At 32.1% G+C, this 24553-nt stretch carries 22 protein-coding genes; 9 read left to right on the forward strand and 13 right to left on the reverse strand.

Features of this window, described 5'->3' with window-relative positions; genetic code table 11:
- The first annotated feature begins 10 nt into the window (after positions 1 to 10).
- A complete protein-coding gene (locus IEV63_RS05545; RefSeq protein ID WP_188405792.1) occupies positions 11 to 445 on the forward strand; it encodes a copper resistance protein NlpE in 435 nt (144 codons plus the stop codon).
- 52 nt (positions 446 to 497) lie between these two features.
- On the opposite strand, the gene trxB is transcribed toward IEV63_RS05545, so the two are convergent.
- The gene (trxB, locus tag IEV63_RS05550) at positions 498 to 1487 is read right to left on the reverse strand and encodes a thioredoxin-disulfide reductase (protein WP_188405793.1); all 990 of its coding nucleotides are present in this window, start codon (positions 1485 to 1487) and stop codon (positions 498 to 500) included.
- 195 nt (positions 1488 to 1682) lie between these two features.
- Here trxB and IEV63_RS05555 point away from each other — a divergent pair, with 195 nt between their 5' ends.
- Together IEV63_RS05555 and IEV63_RS05560 are read left to right on the forward strand one after the other, a co-directional pair.
- Positions 1683 to 2597: a tryptophan 2,3-dioxygenase family protein gene (locus tag IEV63_RS05555; protein ID WP_188405794.1), complete on the forward strand. Its 915-nt coding sequence runs from the start codon at positions 1683 to 1685 to the stop codon at positions 2595 to 2597.
- Positions 2598 to 2643: 46 nt separating this feature from the next.
- A complete protein-coding gene (locus IEV63_RS05560) occupies positions 2644 to 3084 on the forward strand; it encodes a hypothetical protein (RefSeq protein ID WP_188405795.1) in 441 nt (146 codons plus the stop codon).
- Between the two features lie 84 nt (positions 3085 to 3168).
- On the opposite strand, the gene IEV63_RS05565 is transcribed toward IEV63_RS05560, so the two are convergent.
- Positions 3169 to 4002 carry a CvfB family protein gene (locus tag IEV63_RS05565; RefSeq protein WP_188405796.1) on the reverse strand — a complete coding sequence of 278 codons (834 nt, stop codon included), beginning with the start codon at positions 4000 to 4002 and terminating at the stop codon, positions 3169 to 3171.
- A 57-nt stretch (positions 4003 to 4059) separates the two neighbouring features.
- Positions 4060 to 4572: a gamma carbonic anhydrase family protein gene (locus IEV63_RS05570; protein WP_188405797.1), complete on the reverse strand. Its 513-nt coding sequence runs from the start codon at positions 4570 to 4572 to the stop codon at positions 4060 to 4062.
- A gap of 168 nt (positions 4573 to 4740) precedes the next feature.
- Between IEV63_RS05570 and IEV63_RS05575 the strand changes: the two genes are divergently transcribed.
- Genes IEV63_RS05575 through IEV63_RS05585 form a run of 3 tightly spaced genes read left to right on the forward strand, consistent with a single transcriptional unit; the run spans position 4741 to position 7263 of the window.
- Positions 4741 to 5415 (forward strand): phosphoadenylyl-sulfate reductase, encoded by a 675-nt coding sequence (locus tag IEV63_RS05575; protein ID WP_188405798.1) that lies wholly within the window; start codon positions 4741 to 4743, stop codon positions 5413 to 5415.
- Between the two features lie 40 nt (positions 5416 to 5455).
- Entirely contained in the window at positions 5456 to 6391 is a 936-nt protein-coding gene (locus IEV63_RS05580; protein WP_188405799.1) for an energy transducer TonB, read from the forward strand.
- A gap of 29 nt (positions 6392 to 6420) precedes the next feature.
- Positions 6421 to 7263 carry a hypothetical protein gene (locus IEV63_RS05585; protein WP_188405800.1) on the forward strand — a complete coding sequence of 281 codons (843 nt, stop codon included), beginning with the start codon at positions 6421 to 6423 and terminating at the stop codon, positions 7261 to 7263.
- Between the two features lie 423 nt (positions 7264 to 7686).
- Here IEV63_RS05585 and IEV63_RS05590 read toward each other — a convergent pair whose 3' ends face one another.
- The gene (locus IEV63_RS05590) at positions 7687 to 10599 is read right to left on the reverse strand and encodes an FAD-binding and (Fe-S)-binding domain-containing protein (RefSeq protein WP_188405801.1); all 2913 of its coding nucleotides are present in this window, start codon (positions 10597 to 10599) and stop codon (positions 7687 to 7689) included.
- 145 nt (positions 10600 to 10744) lie between these two features.
- Between IEV63_RS05590 and hpf the strand changes: the two genes are divergently transcribed.
- Together hpf and IEV63_RS05600 are read left to right on the forward strand one after the other, a co-directional pair.
- Positions 10745 to 11047, forward strand: a complete 303-nt coding sequence (gene hpf / locus IEV63_RS05595) for a ribosome hibernation-promoting factor, HPF/YfiA family (RefSeq protein ID WP_188405802.1) — start codon at positions 10745 to 10747, stop codon at positions 11045 to 11047.
- Between the two features lie 60 nt (positions 11048 to 11107).
- Positions 11108 to 11539 carry a hypothetical protein gene (locus tag IEV63_RS05600; RefSeq protein ID WP_188405803.1) on the forward strand — a complete coding sequence of 144 codons (432 nt, stop codon included), beginning with the start codon at positions 11108 to 11110 and terminating at the stop codon, positions 11537 to 11539.
- Between the two features lie 52 nt (positions 11540 to 11591).
- Here IEV63_RS05600 and IEV63_RS05605 read toward each other — a convergent pair whose 3' ends face one another.
- The 5 genes from IEV63_RS05605 to IEV63_RS05625 are packed head-to-tail and all read right to left on the reverse strand — an operon-like array spanning position 11592 to position 18278.
- Complete coding sequence (locus IEV63_RS05605) at positions 11592 to 12764, reverse strand: GlmU family protein (RefSeq protein WP_188405804.1); 1173 nt, start codon at positions 12762 to 12764, stop codon at positions 11592 to 11594.
- 2 nt (positions 12765 to 12766) lie between these two features.
- Entirely contained in the window at positions 12767 to 14230 is a 1464-nt protein-coding gene (locus IEV63_RS05610; RefSeq protein ID WP_188405805.1) for a lipopolysaccharide biosynthesis protein, read from the reverse strand.
- A 41-nt stretch (positions 14231 to 14271) separates the two neighbouring features.
- Positions 14272 to 15549 carry a glycosyltransferase family 4 protein gene (locus IEV63_RS05615; RefSeq protein WP_188405806.1) on the reverse strand — a complete coding sequence of 426 codons (1278 nt, stop codon included), beginning with the start codon at positions 15547 to 15549 and terminating at the stop codon, positions 14272 to 14274.
- A gap of 29 nt (positions 15550 to 15578) precedes the next feature.
- Positions 15579 to 17999 (reverse strand): YfhO family protein, encoded by a 2421-nt coding sequence (locus IEV63_RS05620; RefSeq protein ID WP_188405807.1) that lies wholly within the window; start codon positions 17997 to 17999, stop codon positions 15579 to 15581.
- Positions 18000 to 18014: 15 nt separating this feature from the next.
- Positions 18015 to 18278: a DUF4834 family protein gene (locus IEV63_RS05625; protein WP_188405808.1), complete on the reverse strand. Its 264-nt coding sequence runs from the start codon at positions 18276 to 18278 to the stop codon at positions 18015 to 18017.
- A 107-nt stretch (positions 18279 to 18385) separates the two neighbouring features.
- On the opposite strand from IEV63_RS05625, the gene IEV63_RS05630 reads away from it, so the two are divergent.
- Entirely contained in the window at positions 18386 to 19360 is a 975-nt protein-coding gene (locus IEV63_RS05630) for a transporter (protein ID WP_188405809.1), read from the forward strand.
- 4 nt (positions 19361 to 19364) lie between these two features.
- Here the strand turns inward: IEV63_RS05630 and capB are convergent, their stop codons facing one another.
- The 4 genes from capB to IEV63_RS05650 form a co-directional block, all read right to left on the reverse strand.
- Positions 19365 to 20621, reverse strand: coding sequence for a cysteate-C-fatty acyltransferase (capB, locus tag IEV63_RS05635; RefSeq protein ID WP_188405810.1), 1257 nt, complete (start codon positions 20619 to 20621; stop codon positions 19365 to 19367).
- 77 nt (positions 20622 to 20698) lie between these two features.
- Positions 20699 to 21748, reverse strand: coding sequence for a cysteate synthase (capA, locus tag IEV63_RS05640; protein WP_188405811.1), 1050 nt, complete (start codon positions 21746 to 21748; stop codon positions 20699 to 20701).
- 64 nt (positions 21749 to 21812) lie between these two features.
- The gene (locus tag IEV63_RS05645; protein WP_188405812.1) at positions 21813 to 23942 is read right to left on the reverse strand and encodes a S9 family peptidase; all 2130 of its coding nucleotides are present in this window, start codon (positions 23940 to 23942) and stop codon (positions 21813 to 21815) included.
- Between the two features lie 347 nt (positions 23943 to 24289).
- On the reverse strand, positions 24290 to 24553 hold a 264-nt coding region (locus IEV63_RS05650), incomplete at its 5' end, for a T9SS type A sorting domain-containing protein (RefSeq protein ID WP_188405813.1).

The following is a 24553-nucleotide window of genomic DNA, read 5'->3' on the forward strand; positions in this document are numbered from 1 at the left end:
AACTTACACTATGTTAAAAAAAATAGCATTATTTTGTATCGCCATCAGCATTTTTGGCTGTAAAAATGAGCAAAAGGAAACGGAATCTACAGTTGATCAGACCGAATTTAAACAAGAGCACAATGCCAAAACTGCCTTAGATTATACCGGCGTTTATGAAGGCGAATTACCTTGTGCCGATTGTGAATATATTTTGTATAAAATAAGTATTTATGAAGATATGAAGTTTTACGCTAAATATATTTATAAAGGCAAAAGCAAAGAAATTTTTGTTGAAGAAGGAAATTACGATTGGTCTGAAAGCGGAAATGTAATTATCCTTAAAAGCGAAAAACAATCTACACAATTTAAAGTAGAAGAAAATAGAATACAGATGTTAAGCCAGGATGGCAAAGAAATAGAAAGTAGTTTTAGTGAAAAATATTACCTTCAAAAAGTAAATTAAATACAAAACCCCATAAATTAAATTATGGGGTTTTTTAAATTTACAAGTAAGTTTAATTTACAAATTCTTCTTCACTTACCTTTTCTTCTTCATCGCCTTCTAAGCTTGCCAAATAACGCTCAGCATCTAAAGCTGCCATGCATCCAGTACCAGCGGCGGTTACAGCTTGTCTATATTCTTTATCTTGTACATCTCCACTTGCAAAAACTCCGGGTATATTGGTCTTGGTTGTTTTAGCTTCAGTAATAATGTAGCCTGTTATATCCATATCGATTAAACCTTTAAAGATATCGGTGTTGGGTTTATGCCCAATAGCAATAAACAAACCCGTAATTTGTATTTCTTCAGTTTCTTTAGTTTGGTTGTTAATCATCCGTAATCCTTCAACAACTTGATCGCCTAAAACTTCATCAATTTCGGTATAGAATTTAACTACTAAATTTTTAGTATTAAATACACGATTTTGCATAGCTTTAGATGCTCTCATTTCGCCACGTCTAACAAGCATAGTTACTTTGTTACAAATTTTAGCTAGATAAGTCGCTTCTTCGGCAGCTGTATCTCCACCACCAACAATAGCTACATCTTGGCCTTTGTAAAAGAAGCCATCGCAAACTGCACAGGCAGAAACACCACCACCGCGTAAGCGTTGTTCACTTTCTAGACCTAAGTATTTAGCCGATGCACCAGTAGATATAATGATGCTTTCTGCTTCAATCCAAGTTTTATTATCAATTTGTACCTTGTGAATTCCACCTTCTTTTGTAGACAATTCAACTTTAGTTGCCATTCCAATGCGAACATCAGTACCAAAGCGTTCAGCTTGCGCTTGCAGCTCATTCATCATTTTTGGTCCGTCAATTCCATTGGGGTAACCCGGAAAATTTTCAACTTCTGTAGTTGTAGTTAGTTGTCCACCTGGTTCCATACCTGTGTAAACTACCGGACTTAAATCTGCTCTTGCTGCGTAAATTGCCGCTGTATAACCTGCAGGACCCGACCCAATAATTAAGCACTTAATTCGTTCTATTTGTTCTGACATAATCTTCAATTTTATACAAAAGTACTACCTTTTATTGAAACAATATAACTTCAAAATTTGTAGTTAATATAGATGGATAAGTTTAACTTATTTAATCAATCTTTAAAAGTAAGCCGTTTTTCATTTTGATAACAATTTATGGATTTTGTATTTTTTAGCAAATAATTGTAATAAATTTGCGAAAATTGAATTTACATGAGCAAAACACAAGAGCTTGTTGAAAAACTTGTAAAAAAATACGAATCTTTGGGTGAAAATCCAGACACATTTCTTGAAGGATTGCTCCATGCAAAACCAATTAATTATTGGGATTATATTGAAGTTGAAACACTTTTAGCACTTCAAAAACCAAGAACTAATTTTAAAGATGAAGTTGTTTTTATCGGTTACCATCAAGTAACTGAATTAGTGTTAAAACTAATGATTCATGAATTAAAACAACTTACATCTTCTAGTCCAAATGAAGCCTTTTTTACTGAAAAAATAGAACGACTTACTCGCTACACCGATATGCTAATTACTTCATTTAGTGTAATGAAGGATGGAATGAGCTACGAAGATTACAATGTGTTTAGAATGACCTTGGCACCCGCAAGTGGTTTTCAAAGTGCGCAATTTCGATTTTTAGAAATTTATTGTACAGAATTACCTAATTTAGTTAATGAAGAAGGCAAAAAACGCCTGCCAAAAAATCCGAGTACAGCAGATTATTTTGAGCATATTTATTGGAAAGATGCTGGACACGACCGAAAGACAGGAAAGAAATCGCTTACTTTACAAGCATTTGAAGAAAAATATTTAAACGAATTTATTACATTAGCTAAACGATTAAAGGGAAATACACTCCATGAAATTTTTCAAAAAATAGAAAACCCGAGTGAAGCTTTAATTCGATGCTTGCGAGACTTCGATTATAATTACAATGTAAGTTGGCCTTTAACCCATTTGCGTACTGCCCAAAAATATTTAAACAAAAAAGGAGAAAATAAAGCTGCGACAGGTGGTTCTAAATGGCAAAAATACTTGCATCCTAGATATCAGCAACGTTTATTTTTCCCTTCTTTATGGAAAGATGTTGCTATTTTAGACTGGAAAAAAGACAATGTTTAAAAAAAAACTTGTACTAATTTTTACGATTGCATTAATTTGTTTTAAAATGAATGCACAGGAAGGGTCAATTCGATTTTTCGATTTAGAAACTAAACCTACTATTTCTGTTTTATACGATCAAACCCATAAACGTAAGGTAAAACCCATTTTTATTCCTAATAATATTTATAATCCATTAGCACAACGAAGAAATATAAATATTGCAAAACAGGTAGAAAAAAAGGAAAATGAAATTAGTTACCTAGCTCAAATATACCAATCAAGAATTAACCAACAACAAAATCGAATTTCTCAAAGCAATAAGTCAAATTTAAAAACGCGTTTGGATAAAGATGATGAAGTTCGTTTTCAGCTCAGAGATACTTATAATTACCAGCCTTATGGTTGGGAAAATAATTATTACAACAGGTCCAGACAATGGCAACCAACGTTTTATCAAAATGCTACATACGGTAGATTTAGAGCCAATCGGTATTTGTCGTATTAATTAAAATACTTATTCTATCTTCCATATATAGAAGATTACGAATAGTACTAAAGCGAAAAAGTACCTATAGTAAAAAATTAAAATCTATTTTAAAGAAATTCCGACGCCATTTTCAATATCAATTTGTCGGTTTTTGTATAAAGTCCCGATAGCTTTTTTAAATGCCTTTTTACTCATTTTAAGCAATTTATTTATCATTTCAGGATCAGATTTATCATGTAATGGCAAAAACCCATCGGTTTCTTGAAGTACTTCTAAAACTTTTTGGGCATTGGGTTCTATACTTCGGTAACCTGGACGTTGTAAGCTTAAATCAATTTTATTTCCTTCTCTTATTTTTTTAATATAACCTTTTAAACGGTCTCCAACACGAAGTTTTTGATGTACGTCGCTTTCAAAAATTAAACCTAAGTGAATATCGTTAATAATAGCATTGTAACCAAGGTCGGTTGGATTAGAAATAAGCAAATCTACTTCTTCAAAAGCTTCAACCGTTAGCTCTGTATTATCTACAAAATGATGTACTTTAGAAGAAGCTACAAGTCGATTGGTTTCTTCGTCTAAATAACAAAACACCAAATATCTTTCGCCTATTTTCATTTTATTAGCTTGTTCCATATAAGGAACAAACAATTGTTTTTCTAATCCCCAATCCATAAAAGAACCAAATTTATTGGTATCTACACAGGAAAGCATGGCAAATTCGTCTAGTTTAATAAAGGGTTCTAGATTAGTAGCTACAGGACGTTCCTCGTGATCTAAGTAAACAAAAACACGAATTGAGTCTCCAATTTCAAAAGATTCTGGTTTGTATTTGTTGGGTAGTAAAACTTCATTTTCTTGGTCGTCTTTTAAAAACAAACCTGGGTCTGTATCGCGATCTATTATTAGTTCATGGTGAACTCCAATGGCAAGCATAACTTTAATTTTGTGCAAAGATACGCAACTTAGTGCGAGAAGTTTTATTAGTTCGTCTTATTTGTACCAACTGGCATACATAAGGTAACTATTAGCAATACGATCAATTTCATCTGAAAACAATTCTGGACTTACTGTTTTTACTTTCTTAGCTGGTATTCCTCCATAAATACTGCCTTTTTCTACGCGTGTGTTTTCTAAAACTACAGCTCCAGCAGCAATTATACTGCCTTCTTCTACCACTACTCCATCCATTAAAATGGCTCCAATACCAATAAGTACATTGTTGTGAATAGTGCATCCATGGATAATAGCACGATGACCAATTGAAACATTGTTACCAATGTTTGTTGGCGCTTTTTTGTAGGTACAATGAATCATAACTTGATCCTGAATGTTTACTTTATTGCCGATTTTAATGTAATGAACATCGCCCCGAATTACTGCATTAAACCAAACACTACAGTCATTTCCTATTTCAACATTTCCTAAAATAGTGGCATTTTCGGCTAAAAAACAATTTTCTCCAAATGCTGGTGTGTGGTTTTGTACGGTTTTTATAAGTGCCATATATCTAATTTCAAATTAAGATTAAATTTAAAAAATGTTTTGGTATAGGATTTACAATAATCGCTAAATTTTACAATTGTATAGTTTTCAAAAGAAATTTAAGATTTATTATAAAGAATATTTCATTTATAAGATAGAATCCTATTTTTGGCAGTTCGAAAATTGAATATGCAGGTAAATACCACAACAAATTTAGAAGCACTTAACCAAAAATATGAAGCCTTAAGTCCTTCAGAACGTATTTCTACTTTTTACACAGACTTTAATGTAAATGAAATATTAGTTACTTCTTCCTTTGCTGCGAATTCAGCTTTTTTCTTGCATATATTTAGTAAATACGGACATGCTGAACAAAAAATCCATTTTATCGATACTAAATTTCATTTTAATGAAACCTTACATTACAAGGAATTTTTGACTAAAAAATACAACTTAAATGTAGTTGATATTACGCCTAATCAAACTCAAAATAATTTAGCTAAACGAGAACAACTTTGGAAAAGCAATCCCGATTTATGTTGTGAAGTAAATAAAGTGCAACCACTTTCTCATGTAGCTAAAAATTTTAAAGTTTGGGCTTCAGGTTTAATGCGTTCGCAGAACGAACATCGAAAAGAATTACGTGTTTTTGAAGAGAAAAAAGGAAATCTTCGCTTCTACCCGATTATAGATATTGACCCATCAAAGCGAGATGCATTTATACATCGAGAAAAGTTACCAACGCATCCTTTGGTTGAGCAAGGCTATCATTCTATTGGTTGTAAACATTGCACGGTAAAAGGCGAAAATAGAGAAGGCAGATGGGTTGGTTTGGCTAAGTCTGAATGTGGATTACATATTTAGATTGGCTTAATTTTTGAAACTCAATTCTTAAAATTTAACTATGAAATTTTTTCTTTCGCTAATATTCTTAAGTTTTCAATTGTGTACACTTTATGTAAATGCTCAATTTAGTGGAAAAATCACTTACGAATTAGAATATGAAAATCCTACTTCTCAAAATTTGGAATCGCTTTTACAAGATGTGAAAATCGATAGTATTTTATATTATGTTAGCCATAAGGCATATAAATCTGTTAGTTATGCCGATGGAAAAGTGCACGAAGAATATGTGTACGATGCAGCTTTAAAAAGAATGTTATTTAGTATGGGTAATCGTCCATACTATTTGTATTTACAAACCGATTTAGAAAAGTTTACAGCAAGTGAAGTTTTGCAAATCGAGCCTAAAGATAGGATTGAAATTCTAGGAAATTCAGCTTATAAAACAATTAATTTATACACAGGAGAAATTAGTTATTTTTCAGATGCAATTCAAATTGATTATGCTGAATTTAATGCGCATTACTTTATGCAATGGAACTGTATTTTAAAAGAAACAAATGGAAGCATCCCTTTAAAAAGCATAAGCCAACACAACGGAGTGTGCATAGTTAAAACAGCTACTAAAATTGAAGAAATACCAGCAGATGAAATAGATTTAAGCTTCAACAAAAGCCAAGAACAAGTTGCTGCTTACAACAATTTAGATGAAGTAATTGAGTTTCCCGAATTAAAAGGGAGTGGCTTTTGGTGTTACCAAGCTGAGGTAGAAAAACACAGCAGTAAACTCATCGACGGAAAAGACTATCAGTTAACTCTTCGGTTTGTGGTCCATCCTGATGGAAAAATATCTCATGTTGAAGTCGAAGAAAGCGAATACGATTACTTAAATGAAGCTGCAAAACGCATTATTCAAAATTGCGATTTAGGCTTTAAAGCAGGCAAAATTAATGGTAATGCAGTAAGTTCTGAAATATTTTATCCAATAAATTTTTAATTTTTTATATTTGAAAAAATAACAACCATATGAAATACAAACTTAATTACACCATGCTCCTAATATTGAGCAGTTTACTTTTTTGGAATTGCTCATCAGATGATGATAATAGCGGTACAAATCCACAAAATCAAAATTATTTTCCACTTGTAGTTGAAAATCAGTGGAATTATGAAAATACACAAACAACTGATGAAGCTTCCCAAACTAGTGCTGAAACACTTAGTGTAGAAAGTGAATCGAATACCGAAAATGGAAGCACTTACAATTTAGAATCTACATCAACTCAAGCTGGAGTTAGTTTTACAAGTATACTTTCTAACGGCGATGTGTTTAAAAATGATGGAAAATTACTTTTATCAGGAAATGTAGATTTAGACATCGACCAAGTTGAAATTCCTAATTTTGATATCAATTTTGAAGATTTGGTAGTTTACGATACACAAGCTGTAGAAGGAAGTATTTTATTTACTGATGACCAAGTGCTTAATTTACCAGAATTTAATGATATTAGTTTAACTTTAAGCTTAAGTATAGAAAGCAAAAGTTTGGGCGAATTTCAGAATTTTGATGCCAATGGAGAATTATATGAAAATGTAATTGGGTCTGAATTTATTGTTTCAATTGGTGTAGATGCAACTACAACCGTAGCTCCTTTTCCTTTTCCTATAACCATAGCTGTAATTGAATTTCAAGAAGTAGTTAATTCTACCAACTATTTTGCTAACGAAGTTGGATTAATACAAAGTGAAACCAATTTAAACATTAGCTTTAGTGAAGAATTAAGCCAAGTGCCTAATTTTAATCTTGAAGACATTTCTTCGCAAATTCAACAAGCATTAATCGATTATCAGGTTAGTTTAGAAGACTAATTTTTATTTAATCAATTACTGTCATACTTTATGCAGAAATGTGTCAGTTTGAGTAATTTTTGTAAGAAATTTGTATCGAACTTAACTTATTTGTACAAAATCTTATTCTAAATATATTTTATAAAATATTGTTAGACAGTACTCTGTTTTTAGTTCGAGCTTATCAATAAGCTATATTTTATTTAATGACTTGGAAGATATTTTTTGACAGTACCCTATTCTAAGTTCGAGCGGAATCGAGAACATCCACATCTCGACGGAGTTTATACTAAAATAACAAGTGCTCGAATCTTGAACATATTATAAACATCATTACCTATTAAGCAAAATTTTCTAGGACTCAAACAGACAGATTTTGTTCAATCGTATTGATGCTACACTTCAGGTAGATTGAATATTTTCAAGTAAAAATTCATAAAATAATTAAGCTAAAGCTTTACATACTACTTCTATGGGATGAAGCGGATGTCTATTAGTTGCATCTTTAATTTGATGCCTACAACTATGCCCATTAGCTACAATTATAGTTTCTTTACTCACTTTTAGCACAGCAGGCAGCAGTTGTAAATTTGCCATATCTTGACTTATTTTATAATGCTCTTTTTCATAACCAAAACTACCAGCCATTCCACAACAACCCGATGGTATTAGTTTAACATCATAATTTTCAGGAAAGTTGAGTAATTGAAATGTCGGTAATGTAGAAGATAATGCTTTTTGATGGCAATGAACATGTACTTTTAATGTGTTAGTTTGATTTGTAAATTGTTCTTTATTAATATTTCCTAAACTTATTTCATTGGCTAAAAATTCTTCAATTAAAAAAGTATGTTTTGCTATTTTTTGAGCTGTTTCAGTATCTTCAGCTAAACGAATGTATTCATCTTTAAAACTTAAAATAGCTGAAGGTTCTATACCTAATAAGGGAGTTTGCTTTGAAATTTCAGTTTTAAATAAATTGATATTTTGGTTTGCTATTTTTTTTGCTCTGGTAAGAAAACCTTTAGAAAGTAGGGCTCTTCCACTTGATTTATGCTGAATTATTTTTACTTCATAATTCAATTTTACTAAAACTTGAATAGCTGCTTTTCCAATTTCAACATCGTAAAAGTTGGTAAATTCATCTATAAATAAAAACACATTTTTAATTGGTTTTTGGTTAGGCTTCAAATTAACCTTACCCCTGTTTATAAGCTGAAAAAGTGAGTTAGAAGCTAATTTAGGAAGACTTCGATAGTAAGGAATACCCCAGAATTTATCTAGCAAACGCTTACCTGTTGTGTTTGAAATTAAATAATTGTAAATTCCATAAAATGGCTTCATAAACCTATTCACTTGGTCTATATTGGCAAAAAACCAGTTACGGATTGAAACCGGATTAGCTTGGTTGTATTGGTGTAAAAATTCTGTTTTAAAAGCAGTAACATCTACATTGCTTGGACATTCATTTTTACAAGCTTTACAACCTACACACAAATCGAATGTTTCTTTTAAAGCTTTATGGTTAAAATTATTTTCTTTTTTACCATGAGTTAAAAATTCGCGTAAGGCATTGGCTCTTGCTCGAGTGGTATCTTTTTCGTTTTTAGTTACATGGTAACTTGGGCACATCCCACCACCAGCTAAATGGCTCTTTCTACAATCTCCAGATCCGTTGCATTTTTCGGCTGCCCGTAAAATTCCACCTTCATCTTTAAATTGAAGTTGGGTTGATATTTTTGGTTCACTTCGGCCAACTTCATAACGCAAATCTTGATCGATTGGTAAAGGCTTCAAGATTTTATTAGGATTAAAAATACCTTGTGGGTCGAAGGTATTTTTCACTTCTTCTAAAGCTGAGTAACAGGTTTCACCTAGCATCATTTTTATAAAAGAAGAACGCACTTTTCCGTCCCCATGTTCGCCACTTAATGAACCATTATACTTTTTAACCAGTTTTGCCACTTCTTCCGAAATTTGTTGAAAGTGCAGAACATCGGTATCATTTTTCAAATTAAGAATAGGTCGTAAATGCAATTCGCCTGCTCCAGCGTGTGCATAATACACTGCATCTTGACCAAAAGCCTTCATTATATTAGTAAATTCTGCTATATAATTACTTAAATCTTCTAGAGCTACAGCTGTATCTTCAATACAAGCCACAGCTTTTTTATCGCTATTTATATTTCCTAGTAAGCCTAAACCTGCTTTGCGTAATTCGAAAGCTTTATCGATGTCACTCCCGCTTAAAATTGGAGTAGCATATGCTTTTGAATTTAAGCTTAAATCTTTTAACAATTTTTCAACCTGAAAATTAAGATCTTCTTTGGTGTTAGATTTTAATTCTAAAAACAAAATAGCCTTAGGGTCAGCTTCTATAAAAAAACGATGTTGTTTATAATACAGTTGATTTTTAGTACAATCTAAAATGGTTTTATCCATCAACTCGCAAGTAAATAAATCATGCTTCATAGCAACCTGAACTGCATCTAGTGCATCTTCAACACTAGTAAATTGAGCTGCAATTATGTGGTTGTGCTCTGGTGGCAAATCGTCTAAAGCCAAGGTAACTTCGGTTGTAAAGCACAACGTTCCTTCGCTTCCAGCCAATAATTTATTAATATTAATTCCGTTTTCTTCAAAAAGCAAAACTTCGTCTAAGGCGTAACCTGTATTACGTCTGTGAATAGCTGGGTTAGGATAATTTTCCTGAATTGCATTAAGCAATTCAGCATTAGACTTCATCTCAGCAAATGTGCGGTAAATGCTTCCTTCGTGCGTATTAAGATTTATTTTAGTCTGCCACTCTTCATTAGAAATCCAAGAAAAACCAACTTTAGTAGCATCAGCAAGTACTACTTTTGAAGCTATAATTTTATCGCGAGTTACGCCGTATTTAATAGAAGTAGTTCCACTAGAATTGTTTCCAAACATGCCACCAATTGTACAACGATTTGCAGTTGAAGTATTTGGACTAAAAAATAAATTATGTGGTTTTAAGTAAGCATTCAATTCATCTAAAACCACACCTGGTTGTACACGAATTTGTTTTTTATTAGTATCTAAATGAAGGATTTTATTGATGTGTTTAGATGTATCGACTACAATTCCGTTGCCCACACATTGGCCAGCTAAAGAAGTGCCTGCTGCTCTTGGAATTAAGCTTAAGTTATGCAAACGAGCAAACTTTACTAAAGTTTGTAAATCGGCTGTGTTTTTTGGAAAGACCACTGCAATGGGTAAACTGCGGTATACAGAAGCATCTGTTGCATAAATACTTTTATGCAAATGGTCTAACCGCAGTGAACCAAGCAAACTGTTCTTTAAACTTTCCCAATTAATGTATGTTGTATTCATTTATACTAAAGCTATTATTTTTAGTGAATTTTAACCTGTTGACTTTAAAAATTAAAATTTTTGATAAATGTCATAAATAATTATGCAAATGGTAGCTAATGTACCTCTTTTATTTAGTAAATTTAAATTCTAAAACAATACAATTATGGATATCAATTTTAATTATGTACACGTAACTGCAAGCGAAAGACTTGAAGATTTTACCAGCAAACGTTTAGAAAAATTAAAACAACGTTATGACTGGATTGTAAGAGCAGAAGTATTTATTAAAAAAGAAAATACATCGAGCCCAGAAACGGGCATGATTTGCGAAATAAAACTTAGCGCTCCAGGACAAAATGTGTTTGCATCTTCTAACGAAAAAAACTTTGAGACAGCTATTGCAGCAACTATAGAAGATATTAAGCGACAATTACAAAAGAAAAAGGAAAAAATGACTACGCATTAATTGAATAATGCAACTTAACAAGCCGTTTCAATAAATTGAAGCGGCTTTTATTTTATAACTATGAAATTAGAAAATTACACCTACAAGCAAAGTAACATTATTCGTTATTTTGTTTTGTCTTATGTACTATTTATACTTATAGGTAGCGTATTGGTTTACTTTGGAGAATCGAAGATTCCAGATATACTTATTTTTATGAATTTGCCTGTGGCACTTCTTATTTTAGCTAGTTTTTACAAAAAAAACTATATTGTAGTAAAGGATAACGCAATTGAAATTTTTAACTCTTTTAAACCAATGCAACTTCATTTTGAAGATATTAAAAATGTGGAACCCGTTGGAAGTAGTACTTGGGTAATTCGATTAAAAAATAAGCGCAAAATAAACTTATCTAAAATACGGGTTGCAAAAGATAATCGAGAGCAATTTAAACAGCAAATGAAAATGCTCCAACATCATTTTAAAGAAAAAAATAATACTACAAATTGCTAACAGGCATGATGTATTGTGCATATTAGAAAAACTAAGATTAGTTTTTAGTAAATCAGCTTCTTCTATAAGAAGATGATAATTCAAAAACATGATCAAGTATACGTTGATCAATTTCTGAAAAATCAATTTTTCTTCGTTGCATAACTACTTTAGCTACTTCAAAAGCTTTTGCGGTTTTATATGTCATGCTACCTTGGCTTCCACCCCAGCTAAAACTCGGAATAAAATTGCGTGGAAAACCAGCTCCAAAAATATTAGCACTAACTCCAACAACTGTTCCTGTATTAAACATAGTATTAATTCCGCATTTGGAATGATCACCCATCATTAAACCACAAAACTGCAATCCTGTATCTGCAAATCTGCCTGAGTTATAATCCCATAGTCTTACAGATGCATAGTTATTTTTTAAGTTAGATGTATTGCTATCGGCTCCAATATTACACCATTCACCAATCACTGAATTTCCTAAAAAACCATCGTGACCTTTATTAGCATATCCAAAAATCACAGAGTTACTAACTTCGCCACCAACTTTACAATGCGGACCAATGCTGGTTCCAGTATATATTTTTGTTCCCATTTTTAAGGTAGAATGTTCACCCAAAGCAAATGGGCCACGCACACTACAATTTTCCATAATCTCAGCATCTTTTCCTATATAGATTGGTCCTTCGGAAGCGTTTAAACTTCCGTTATATAATTTGGCACCTTCTTCAATAAAAATTCGTTCAGGGTGAACTGTAAATACTGAATTTGGAATTGCTGCAGAAGTTCTTCCCTCGGTAAGCAAGTTAAAATCAGCTTCAATAGCTTGATGATTTTTTGCAAAAATATCCCAAACTTGTTCGATTTGAACTAAATCCTTATCATTATAAACTATTGATTTACAAGTATTAAATTCCTTTTCTGTTTCAGCCACAAAAGCAATTACAGAATCATTTTTAACTAAAGCTTCGCCTTTTTGAAGTTGCTTAATATGTTGTACTAAGTGAGTAGTTGGTAATACAGTAGAATTGATAAACGTATGGACTTCCGCTTTGCGAAATGGATACTTTTCTTGTAAATAGGCTTCTGTTTTGTAAGAAATATTTTCAGATAAATGTTTTTTCCATTTTTCTGCAATGCTTAAAATTCCAATTCGAATTTCAGAGATAGGTCTTGTATAAGTAAAGGGCAATAAAGCTTGTCTGTGAGCTGGGAAGTCGATTAAAACGTAATTCATTTTTATTTTTTTAAAGTTTTTTGCGCCGATGCAAGTAGTCCTGTTATATCTTCAGAAAGTCTAAATACAAAAGTTAATGAAACATAAGCAATTACAATAATAATGGATTTTAAAATGATATTTACTAATGGAAGGTAGGAAAAATCCCAAAAATAGAAAAGTAATAAAAAAACACAAATTAAGCTTATAATCCAGATAGATTTTTTTGTAAATGGCTGAATATTAAATTTTAGATAAACAAAAATCAATTTAATTAAATTATAAAGAAAAAAAGCGATAAAAGTTGCATAAGCAGCGCCGTAAATACCATAAATAGGAATTAGCCAAAGGTTTAACACAAAAGCTAAAACAGCTAAAGCTACTCCAGAGTATAACACAAAATGGTAATAATTAGAGTTGAATAAAATACTGACATTATTACCTAAACTGCTATCGAATAATTTAACTAAACTTATTAAAAATACAATTTGAACACCAGCATGATAAGTTTCTGGAATTAAAGCGTACAATTGATTAATATTACTGATAATCAGTACAAAAATAAGCCCACTAACAATGAGTAAGGTTAAAGAAGTACGCTTGTATAAATTGGTTAATTCTTCTTTTTTGTTTTGGTTTACAAACTCTGCTGTAATGGGATTTGTAATTTGCTGCATGGCTTTTAAAGGTGCTGAAATTACGGCAGCTATATAAATAGCAATGCCATACACCGCCACATTTTCGATGGGCAAAAAGTGCTCAATCATAAATTTATCTAAATCGAATAATGCAACTCCTACTGTACCAGCAATAAAAATTAAAAACGAATAATTAATAATTTCTCTTTTTTGAACTGGAAAGCGAAATTGGAATTTTGGCATGTAGGTTTTAAATGCGCTAAACATCATAACTAAAGCTCGAAGTACATAAACCAATGCCGATGCATAAATAAAAAAATGAATACTAATGCTATTGAAATACAATAACATAAGTAAAATAAAAATACCAACTCGATGAAAAACTTCTTTCATAATATTGCCAAACATACTTTTTAGAAATATTTTATTCCATGAAAAAAAAACTTCAAAATAAGCTGTAGAGATGGCTATAATAAAAATTAGCCAAGCATAAGGTTGTACCAAGTTATTTTCGCCTTCAAAATAATTTAGAATATAATTGTAAAAATAAATTCCAATTCCGCCAAAAACACTTCCAAATATTAGCGGGGTAATAAGCACAATACTCAATAAACGATCTTGATCTTTTTTTTGGGTAAAAGCAGAAAAGAATTTAATAAGCGTGTTGTGAACACCCAAAGCCATAAAAGGCCAAAGTAAATTTCCAGCAGTTAACAAATAGCTAACTAAACCATAGTATTCTGGTTGCATAAAATTTGGATACAATAGCAATACATTTATTGCTCCAATGCCAAATCCGACATAAGTTGAAACTAAATTACTGAATGATTGTTTTAAAATAATTCCCATACGCTGGACAATATCTTGCTAAAGTAAAGCATATAAAACAATTAAATGAGTTTGCTTAGCTTATGCGTTAAAGATTTACGACTGTAAGCTTCTATATGCTTAGATGAAATACAAAGTTTACCTTGCAAAAATTCTTGAAAAGCTTTTTGCAATTCTTGCTTTAAACTTTTTTTATCTTGGTAATTAAATGTCGTACCCGATTGAGTTTCTTCTATAATTTTTTGAACATCCCAGGCTGTTGGACCCACTGCTAAAATAGGTCTTTTTGCCATTAAATATTCAAATAATTTACCAGGAATAATTCCGCTTTTAACAGGATTGTTTGCTTCAATAAGCAACAAAAGTTGAGCACTTTTTTGAGCTTTAATAGCATCTAAATGGGGCAAGTATCCGTCTAAATAAACATAATCTTTTAATCCGTAAGCTTCAATGCTATTAAGCACAGTCTGACTAACTTTTCCAACAAAATGCAGTTCTAAAAATTGCCGTAAATGTTTATTTTCTTCTAAAAATTCTTGGAGTACTTTCCATAAATTTTCAGGATTTCTTTGGCTTAAAAGCGAACCAACATGCACCAAAGAAAAAGCTTCACTTAAATCTATATCTAAATTTTCAGTTTCGTCATAGCCATTGGTAATTACTTCGATAGGTTGATTGGTTTTTTGCCTAAATTCTTCAGCAGTTTTAAAACTTGTTACAATAATTTGATCGGCTTCATTTAAAACTGAATCTTCTAATTCTTTATGTTTTTGCTTTGCATTATCATTCAATTTTAATTGGCTATGGTAATCAATATTCACCCAAGGATCACGAAAATCAGCAATCCATTTTAGGTTTTTAATTTTTTCTTTTAAACCTTTTCCAATTAAGTGTAAGCTATGTGGTGGTCCTGTAGTTATGACATTTTGTATGTTGTGTTTTTGTAAATAAGTCTGTAAAAACTTAATGGATGGATTTACCCAAAGTATGCGCGCATCTGGAATAAAATAATTTCCACGAACATACAACATGAGTTTTTGCATAGATTTCTGTTTCTCTACATCTTCTATAATTCCACTACTCATAGTTTTAGTATCGCTTTTTGAAAACAGCTTACTTACCTTATAAGGCTCGAGAATTGGTCTTTTAATAATAGTTAATTGATTAGAAACTTCACGGTTTAATGATTCATCTTGAATAGGATAATTGGGGTTTTTAGGAATAAAAACAATAGGTTCAATTCCAAACTGCGGAAGATACTTAACAAATTTCAACCAACGCTGCACACCAGGACCCCCAGCAGGTGGCCAATAATACGTAATAATAAGTACTTTTTTCATAACAGATTAGTTTTTACAAACCGATAAGCTTATTGGTTTTTATTTCGATATAAAGTAAATACACCAAATCCTATAATTCCAAGAAATAATATGCTCGATGCTAAACTAATTTTACCACCTGTTTGTACAACTTTAGGTTTAAATAGAAATACAATCTCTCCGTTACCATCGGGAATGCTTAAACCACGTAATAAATAATTTACTTTACGAATCGGGACTTCTTCTCCATTAATTTTAGCTACCCAACCATGCTTGTAATATATTTCTGAAAAAACTGCAAATTGCGGGCTAGAAGTTCTAAATGAATAAATAAGTTGATTCGGTTGTTTTGAAGTAAGTTGAATGAATTGGTCTTCTTCTTCGTTAAATTGAAGCAAATTTAATTGAGCTGCTTCATCTTGCAACATTACAGCAGTTTCTTTGGTTTTTATTTTTCCGAGCGCTGCAATTTCATCGTCTACACTTGGAACAGTTTCAATCGTATTTACAAACCAAGCACTTCCATTAACATCCTTATTTATTTGTGCTTGTAAACCTTCATCTTTTGGATTCATAATAAAGTATTTTACATTCATCATGTTTAATACTTCTTGGTTTCCTTTTCCGATATAAAACTCATATAGGTTCTGAATACGCTTAGGCTTTGCTGCATGATAACCACCAATGGAATTATGAAAAAAGGAAGCTCGAGCAGAGTTAAATGGGTTATTGGTTAAGTCTAAAACTCGAAAATGAGTAGTATCTTTTTTAATTTCTCGGTCGGCAGCTGTTAATTGAAATGGTCTTTCCATTTTAGATTTTGAAACGAAATCTTCGTCGTTATCGACATAGCGTTTATCGACTAAAATTAAATCGCCAACTACAACAATTCCGATAGCAATCAGCGCTATTTTAGAAGTCAACTTTTTTTTCATCAACAGCCACAAAATTCCCATTAATAAACCAACAATTAAGAAGCTTCGCCACGCATCGTTTACCAACATGCTTTGCCGATCTAATCTTATAGCTTGTGCTAGTTCATCAGGCAATTGCTGGTCTATAGGACTATAAAAATTGAAAAATGAACTATTAAATGCAATGAATAATAAGCTAAGTCCACCAGTTATTATTCCTGTGTATTGTAAGGCTTTAGTTTTTTCTTCTTTTGCAGCTGAATTTGAAAAAAATTCTTTTAGGCCAACTATAGCTAAAATGGGGACACATAATTCTAAAATAACTTGAATAGAAGAAACTGCTCTAAATTTGTTATATAATGGCACATAATCGACAAAAAATCGGGTTAATACTGAAAAATTATCGCCCCAAGACAAAAATAGAGACAATAAAACTCCAGCGATTGTCCAATATTTAATTTTTTTCTTCACTAAAAAAAGAGCGAGCACAAAAAGGAATAAAAGCCCTGCACCCACATAGGCTGGAGCTGCAACATAAGTTTGATTTCCCCAATAGGTTGGCATACTTTGCGCGTATTGTTTTGCAGTAACAGGATTTGCTGTAAGTTGTAATAAAGTTTGGTAGGTTTCTGAATCTGTATCTAAAGCTTGGCTGCTACTACCACCCATAAAGTTGGGGATAAATAAATTTAAACTTTCTACAATTCCGTAACTATATTCAGTTATATAATCGTAATCTAAGCCATCCTTTTTAATTTTCTCTGAACTATCAGGGTTAATAGTGAGTTCTTCAGAGCCACGGGTAGAAAAATCAGTATATTCTTTAGTTGCTAATAAGTTAGATGCATTAAAACCAAGTGCTAAAAATGCAGCTAAGCACATTACCGCAATTTGTTTAATGAATTTAAGATAAGTTTTTGCAATAACATTTTGGTAAGCATAAACTAAACCAATACAAATACACAACAGCAGTAAGTAATAAGTCATTTGAAAATGGTTAGCTACAAGTTCTAGCGCCAAACCAAACACCAGTAAAACAAACCCCCAAAAGAGTTTATTTCTAAAGCATAATAAAATACCACTTATAACTAGTGGCATATATGCAATTGCGTGGGCTTTGGCATTGTGACCGACCCCCAAAATAATTATAAGATAAGTTGAAAAACCGAAAGCTAAGGCACCGATAAAAGCAAATTTAGGTTCAATTTTTAACACAAGAAATAAAATATAAAGACCTACGAAGTAGATAAATAAGTAATCGCTTGGACGTGGTAAAAACCGAATAAGCTTATCTATCTTCTTCATGTAATTATGTGGGTAATTTGCGCCTACTTGATAGGTAGGCATCCCGCCAAAAGCATTATCCATCCAGTAAGATTCTTCACCAGTTTCAGCAATAAAATCGCGCTGTTGTTTAGCCATTCCGTTATGCTGAACGATATCGCTTTGGTATATAACTTTACCAGATAAAACTGGATTAAAAAAACCAACAGAAACAATTACAAATCCAACAAATACAAGTAAATGTGGAATAAATTTTGGCCAAGGTAATTTCATATGAAAAATTTAGTTTTATTCAACTTCTTCAAAATCAACATACTCCCCTACTTTATGGTTCTTTTTTGTTTTTCGTGAAGCACTTTTAGTTGAAGTAATATAAGGTTCTTCTTGATCGGTATGCTTCTGATGAAATTCTTGTTGAAAGCGTTTATGAATGTTTTGTTGAAATTTTTTTGAAACATATTTTATTATGTTCAGTTTATACCTTCGCCAAAAAAAACGAATCAAAAAGTAAAATAAAAGAAAATATAATATAAAACTTACTAGGAAATCCATTTACTTGCTCTTAGTTTTACAAAAGTAAGATTATATAATTGATGAAGTAAAACATCATACTAAAATTAACTAAATAAACTATATTTGGTTATAAATTCATTTTTTTTATGAAAATATTTTTATCGACTTGCTTGCTATTTCTTGTTATTCTTACAAGCAAGGCTCAATACACCGAAACCATCAACTCAAATAGACCTGGATTATCGTACAGTGCATTTGGCGTTGGCAACCAAGTAGTTCAACTAGAAACAGGACTGAGTTTTGGCAATCGAAATCACGCACTTCGATTAGCCGATGCTAATTTATTTGGAGTAGATTATGCGCTGCGGTATGGATTAAACATGGACCGATTAGAAATTATACTAGATGGACGTTTTTTAAACCAAACGGAAACCATATTGGTTGGTGGCAGATATCAAGATTATACTTCGGCTAATTTTGAAAGAAATACAATTGGCGCTAAATTTTTATTGTATGATCCGTGGATTAAAAGAGAGCAAGACGGGCCTGTTTTAACCAGTTACAAAGCAAATAATACTTTTCATTGGTTTCATCTAATTCCTGCGGTTTCAGTCTATGCTGGAGCAAATATTGCCATTGGAAAAGAAAGCCCATTTATGCCACCAGATACTCCAAATATTTCTCCTAGGCTAGGACTGATAACTCAGCATAACTTTAAAAGATGGGGATTTGTAAGTAATTTTATTTATGATCGATTTACTACTGATTTCCCTCAATTTGCTGGTATATTTACTTTAACACATACAATTAGCAGAGATTTTTCTGCTTTTGTTGAATTTCAAACATTAATTGATGATTTTTACTCAGACGAATTGTTTCGTTTTGGATGTGCATATTTAGTAAATAGAAATTTACAATTGGATGCCTTTGGACTTATTAATTTTAAAGATACGCCACAACGTTGGCAAATTGGTGCAGGAATATCTTACCGTATAGATGAATTCCATAAAGAAGAATACATTTTTAAAAGTAAAGAACAAAAAGAAGAATTTGAGAAAAAAGAAAAAACGGAAGAAAAGAAAAAAGAGCGGAGAGAAAAATTTGAACTCCCTCCGCAATAGATTTTTAACTAGCTGCCTGCATGGCTAATTTTGCTAATTTTTTATAGGTTCCGTTTTCTAATTTTTCACGTATAGATGAAAAAGCATTTAATGTAATTTCAACATCTTCTAAAGTATGAGAAGCAGTTGGTATTAAACGTAATAAGATTAGTCCCTTTGGAATTACAGGGTATACAACAATCGAACAAAATACGCCAAAGTTTTCGCGCAAATCTTTTACCAAAGCCATTGCTTCGGGGATGCTTCCATGTAAATAAACAGGAGTAACACAACTGCTCGTAGAACCCAAATCAAAACCATTTTTGCGTAAACCGTTTTGTAGAGCATTTACATTTTCCCATAGTTTTGCTTTTAATTCAGGTTGATTACGAATCATATCTAAACGCTTTAAAGCACCTTCAACAAGAGTCATTTGCAATGATTTTGCAAACATTTGCGAACGCATGTTGTATTTCATATAATCAATAATTTCTTTATCGGCTGCAATAAAAGCGCCTGTGCTTGCCATCGATTTAGCAAAAGTTGCAAAATATACATCAATTTCATCTTGTATACCTTGTTCTTCTCCAGCTCCTGCTCCTGTTTTTCCGAGCGTACCGAAACCATGAGCATCATCTACTAAAAATCGGAAATTGTATTTTTCTTTTAAAGCTACAATTTCTTTTAATTTTCCTTGTTCACCACGCATTCCAAAAACACCTTCAGAAATCAGTAAAATTCCACCACCAGTTTGCTCGGCAATTTTGGTAGCTCTTTCCAAGTTTAACTCAATACTTTCTATGTCGTTATGCTTATACGTAAAGCGTTTTCCTAAGTGCAATCGAACACCATCAATAATACATGCGTGAGCATCTACATCGTAAACAATAACATCATTTTTACCAACCAAAGCATCTATGGTAGAAAGAATTCCTTGGTATCCAAAATTTAAAAGATAAGCAGCTTCTTTATGTACAAAACTTGCTAATTCATTTTGTAGTTGTTCATGAAGTTGGGTATGGCCACTCATCATCCTTGCTCCCATTGGGTATGCGCTTCCCCATTTTTTGGCTGCTTCGGAATCTATTTTGCGTACTTCAGGGTGATTTGCTAAGCCTAAGTAGTCGTTAACACTCCAAGTTACAACTTCTTTACCTTTAAATTTCATTCGGTTACCAATTTCACCTTCTAGTTTAGGAAAAACAAAATAACCTTCTGCTTGGTCTGCCCATTTTCCTAGTGGGCCTTTATCTTTATATATTTTATCGAATATATCGTTCATAAGTATATTTTTAAACTATGCAAAAGTAAGGTATTACATTTGTAGAGAGTTGATATAGCTATAAATTAAAAAAACTTTTAGTTTTTGTTAATGTGTTTAATTGGCTTACTTATTGGTTGTTTTTCTTCTGGTGTTGTAAAACCTTGTTCTGCCATCCATTCATCACTATAAATCTTACTCATATAGCGCGATCCATGATCGGGAAAGATAATTACTACTTTACTGCTTTTGGTAAATTCTCCTTCTTCAGCTAAAAGACGAACTCCGTGTAAAGCAGCTCCAGAAGTATATCCAACAAACATGCCTTCTTTTTTAGCAATTTCTCTAGCTGCAAAGGCACTATCTTCATCAGAAACTTTAACATATCTATCAATGGCTTCGAAGTCTGTTGCAGCTGGAATTAAGTTTTTCCCTAAACCTTCAATGCGGTAAGGATAAATTTCTTCTTCATCAAACTCGCCTGTTTCATGATACTTTTGAATTACAGACCCATAAGCATCAATTCCAATAATTTTGATATTTGGGTTTTGTTCTTTTAAAAACCTAGCACTTCCAGAAATGGTTCCGCCTGTACCACTACAAGCAACTAAATGAGTGAGTTCACCTTTGGTTTGATTCCAAATTTCTGGACCTGTTGAATAATAATGGGCATCTATATTTAAGCTATTAAAATATTGATTTATGTAGATCGAACTTGGAATTTGTTTGTGAATTCGCTTGGCTACTTCGTAATAAGATCTAGGGTCTGTTGAAGCCACATTAGATGGACAAACATGCACTTCTGCACCCATGGTTTTTAGTAAACTAATTTTATCTTTAGAAGATTTATTACTTACGGCTAAAATACATTTGTAGCCCTTAATTACGCACGCCATCGCAACACTAAATCCAGTATTACCCGAAGTAGTTTCAATTATAGTATCGCCTGGCTTTAGCTTACCATCTTTCTCAGCTTTGTCGATAATGTAAGCAGCAATACGATCTTTAGACGAATGACCTGGATTGTGTGCTTCAAATTTGGTATAAAATTCTCCCGGAATATGGTTAGTAACTTTGTTTAACCTAAGCATTGGGGTATTACCAATCAATTCTAGAAGATTGTTGTGGATTTTGTCAGGATTTAACATATATTGTTATTTATTTTTAAGGAAATAAATTCCCAAAAAAACAAAGTTACATTTTTTTTTGAAACTACTTTTTAATTCCTTCTAAATCGAAGATAAAAGTATATTCCTTTGCTAGTTCTTTTAATGACTCAAACCTTCCTGAAGCACCTCCATGTCCTGCTTCCATATTAGTATCCAAAAAAAGTAAATTACGATCGGTTTTTAGTTCTCTTAATTTTGCTACCCATTTCGCAGGTTCCCAATATTGTACTTGTGAATCGTGAAGTCCAGTTGTAACTAACATATTTGGATAATCCTGAGCAGCAACATTATCATAAGGTGAATAGGATAACATGTATTCGTAATACTTTTCTTCGTTTGGGTTTCCCCACTCATCGTATTCGCCAGTGGTTAATGGTATAGAGTCATCCAGCATTGTTGTTACCACATCTACAAAAGGAACTTGTGCCACTATTCCATTGTAATATTGTGGAGCCATATTGGCCACTACTCCCATTAACAAACCGCCAGCAGAACCACCCATAGCGTATAAATGTTCTGGTGATGTATATTTTTGTTCAATTAAATATTCACTCACATTGATAAAATCAGTAAACGTATTTTTTTTCTGAAATAATTTACCCTGTTCATACCAATCTCTACCTAAATATTGACCACCACGCACATGTGCTAGAGCAAAAATAAAGCCACGGTCTAATAAACTGATTCTAGAAGTAGAGAAATAAGGATCCATTGTAGCTCCATAGCTTCCATAAGCATACTGTAGAACTGGATTTTTACCATTGCGCTGTATTCCCTTTTTGTAAACTAAGGAAATTGGTATTTTGGTACCATTGTTAGCAGTAGCCCAAATTCGTTCAGAAATGTATTGGTTTTTATCGAAATTTGGATCGGGAACTTTTTGTTGCTTTAATAACTTTTCTTCTTTAGTTGCCATATCGAATTCGTAAACTGAAGCCGGTGTAGTCAATGAATTGTATGCGTATCGAAGTTTGGTAGTTTCAAATTCTAAATTTGTAGTGGTGTAAGCTGTGTAAGTTTCACTTGAAAATGGCAAGTAGTATGCATCTTCTTTATTTTTCCATGGTTGAACTTTAATTCTTGTTAAACCATTGTAGCGTTCACTTAACACCAAATACTCTTGAAAAATATCAATCCCTTCCAATAATACATCTTCTTGATGTGGAATTACTTCTTCCCAATTACTTGGGTTATTAATTGGTGAGCGCATTAACTTAAAGTTAGTAGCATCATCTTTGTTAGTTGTAATATAAAAATAATCACCAAAATGAGAAAGACTGTATTCTACTCCACGTTCACGTTGCGTAACAAGTTGAAAATCTGAGTCAGGTTGATTTGCATCTATAAACCTATATTCGTCTGCTAAGGTAGCAGAAGAGCCAATAAATATGAATTTTCTTGATTTTGATTTATAAACATAACACGAAAAAGTTTCATCTTCTTCTTCAAAAATAAGCTGGTCTATTTCTGCTGAATTACCTAATTTATGTTTATAAATTTGATTAGAGCGAAGCGTTGTCTCATCTTTTTTGGTGTAAAAAAGCGTTTTACTGTCGTTTGCCCAAGTACTTCCACCTGTTGTTAATGGAATTTTCTGTTCTAGAATTTTACCAGTTTTTAAGTCTTTAAATTGAATTTCATATTTTCTTCTACCAACGGTATCAACTCCAAAAGATGCGTAACGATTATCTGGACTGATGCTTAATCCGTTTAAGTTAAAGTATGATTTTCCTTCTGCCATAACATTCGCATCTACAATAATTTCTTCGGGAGCATCTATTTTATCTTTCCTTCTAGAATAAATAGGGTAATCTTTTCCTTTTTCGTAGCTTACTTGGTACCAATATCCATTTAAAAAATAAGGCACTGACGAATCGTCTTCTTTAATTCTTGCTTTCATCTCTTCAAACAAGTCTTGTTGAAAATCTTTTGTGTGAGCCGTCATTTTCTCGTAGTATTCATTTTCGGCATTCAAATAAGCAATTACTTCAGGATTTTCTCGCTGGTTGAGCCAATAATAGGCATCAACTCTTTCGTCTCCATGTTTAGTTAGTATTGTGTCTATTTTTTTTACTTGTGGTGGATTGATTTCCAATTTATCTGATTTTTCTGTTGTGCAAGAAGTGGCAAATATAAGGCTTAAGAATCCTAGAGAAATGATTGATGCTTTCATTTTTTGAAATTTTTGTGTAATATACAAAATGATTTCATTGAAAATTAAAAGCATAAAAAAACTGTTGATATGATATTTTTTTTTGAGCGTTTAGCCTACAGACCTACCTATTAAAAATTTTACTTACTACTCAAAATCTGTTTAAATATTTATGTGAAATTTCGTTCATTTTTTATTTTAGTTAACTATACACTACAAATATCAAAAAATGTAATTATTAGAAGTGGTCTAAATAGTTCGTAAAATAAAACTTATTACAAAATAAAAAACTACAGTTATGCATACTTCATAAAAAAATCCCAGCACTTTCGTACTGGGATTTTGATTAATTAACCTGTAAAAAGGCTTTACTCTTTTATAACCTGGAATGTTTTGCTCGCACCGTTGATGCTTACTTTCATTAAATATACTCCAGCTTCTAAATTACCCATCTCTAATCTTGGATTAGTTTGGTTAGGGCGTTGTGTAATTACACGTTGTCCTAACATATTAAACACTTCTATTTCTTCTACATTATTTGTAGCATCTATAGTTATACTGGTCTTTACAGGGTTTGGATAATAACTGAAATTAGCAGAATCGAAATCGATGGTTGAAACCACTGCGTCTGA

It is taken from the genome of Psychroflexus salis (genome assembly GCF_014640175.1).
Taxonomy (GTDB): Bacteria; Bacteroidota; Bacteroidia; order Flavobacteriales; family Flavobacteriaceae; genus Psychroflexus; species Psychroflexus salis.

Coding starts and splice junctions, on each gene's coding strand:
- IEV63_RS05575 (WP_188405798.1), top strand. CDS start 4,741: ATGCAGGTAAATACCACAACAAATTTAGAAGCACTTAACCAAAAATAT.
- IEV63_RS05605 (WP_188405804.1), bottom strand. CDS start 12,764: ATGAATTACGTTTTAATCGACTTCCCAGCTCACAGACAAGCTTTATTG.
- hpf (WP_188405802.1), top strand. CDS start 10,745: ATGGATATCAATTTTAATTATGTACACGTAACTGCAAGCGAAAGACTT.
- IEV63_RS05585 (WP_188405800.1), top strand. CDS start 6,421: ATGAAATACAAACTTAATTACACCATGCTCCTAATATTGAGCAGTTTA.
- capA (WP_188405811.1), bottom strand. CDS start 21,748: ATGTTAAATCCTGACAAAATCCACAACAATCTTCTAGAATTGATTGGT.
- IEV63_RS05545 (WP_188405792.1), top strand. CDS start 11: ATGTTAAAAAAAATAGCATTATTTTGTATCGCCATCAGCATTTTTGGC.
- IEV63_RS05645 (WP_188405812.1), bottom strand. CDS start 23,942: ATGAAAGCATCAATCATTTCTCTAGGATTCTTAAGCCTTATATTTGCC.
- IEV63_RS05600 (WP_188405803.1), top strand. CDS start 11,108: ATGAAATTAGAAAATTACACCTACAAGCAAAGTAACATTATTCGTTAT.
- IEV63_RS05560 (WP_188405795.1), top strand. CDS start 2,644: ATGAATGCACAGGAAGGGTCAATTCGATTTTTCGATTTAGAAACTAAA.
- IEV63_RS05580 (WP_188405799.1), top strand. CDS start 5,456: ATGAAATTTTTTCTTTCGCTAATATTCTTAAGTTTTCAATTGTGTACA.
- capB (WP_188405810.1), bottom strand. CDS start 20,621: ATGAACGATATATTCGATAAAATATATAAAGATAAAGGCCCACTAGGA.
- IEV63_RS05590 (WP_188405801.1), bottom strand. CDS start 10,599: ATGAATACAACATACATTAATTGGGAAAGTTTAAAGAACAGTTTGCTT.
- IEV63_RS05610 (WP_188405805.1), bottom strand. CDS start 14,230: ATGGGAATTATTTTAAAACAATCATTCAGTAATTTAGTTTCAACTTAT.
- IEV63_RS05615 (WP_188405806.1), bottom strand. CDS start 15,549: ATGAAAAAAGTACTTATTATTACGTATTATTGGCCACCTGCTGGGGGT.
- IEV63_RS05620 (WP_188405807.1), bottom strand. CDS start 17,999: ATGAAATTACCTTGGCCAAAATTTATTCCACATTTACTTGTATTTGTT.
- IEV63_RS05570 (WP_188405797.1), bottom strand. CDS start 4,572: ATGGCACTTATAAAAACCGTACAAAACCACACACCAGCATTTGGAGAA.
- IEV63_RS05555 (WP_188405794.1), top strand. CDS start 1,683: ATGAGCAAAACACAAGAGCTTGTTGAAAAACTTGTAAAAAAATACGAA.
- IEV63_RS05565 (WP_188405796.1), bottom strand. CDS start 4,002: ATGCTTGCCATTGGAGTTCACCATGAACTAATAATAGATCGCGATACA.
- IEV63_RS05625 (WP_188405808.1), bottom strand. CDS start 18,278: ATGGATTTCCTAGTAAGTTTTATATTATATTTTCTTTTATTTTACTTT.
- trxB (WP_188405793.1), bottom strand. CDS start 1,487: ATGTCAGAACAAATAGAACGAATTAAGTGCTTAATTATTGGGTCGGGT.
- IEV63_RS05630 (WP_188405809.1), top strand. CDS start 18,386: ATGAAAATATTTTTATCGACTTGCTTGCTATTTCTTGTTATTCTTACA.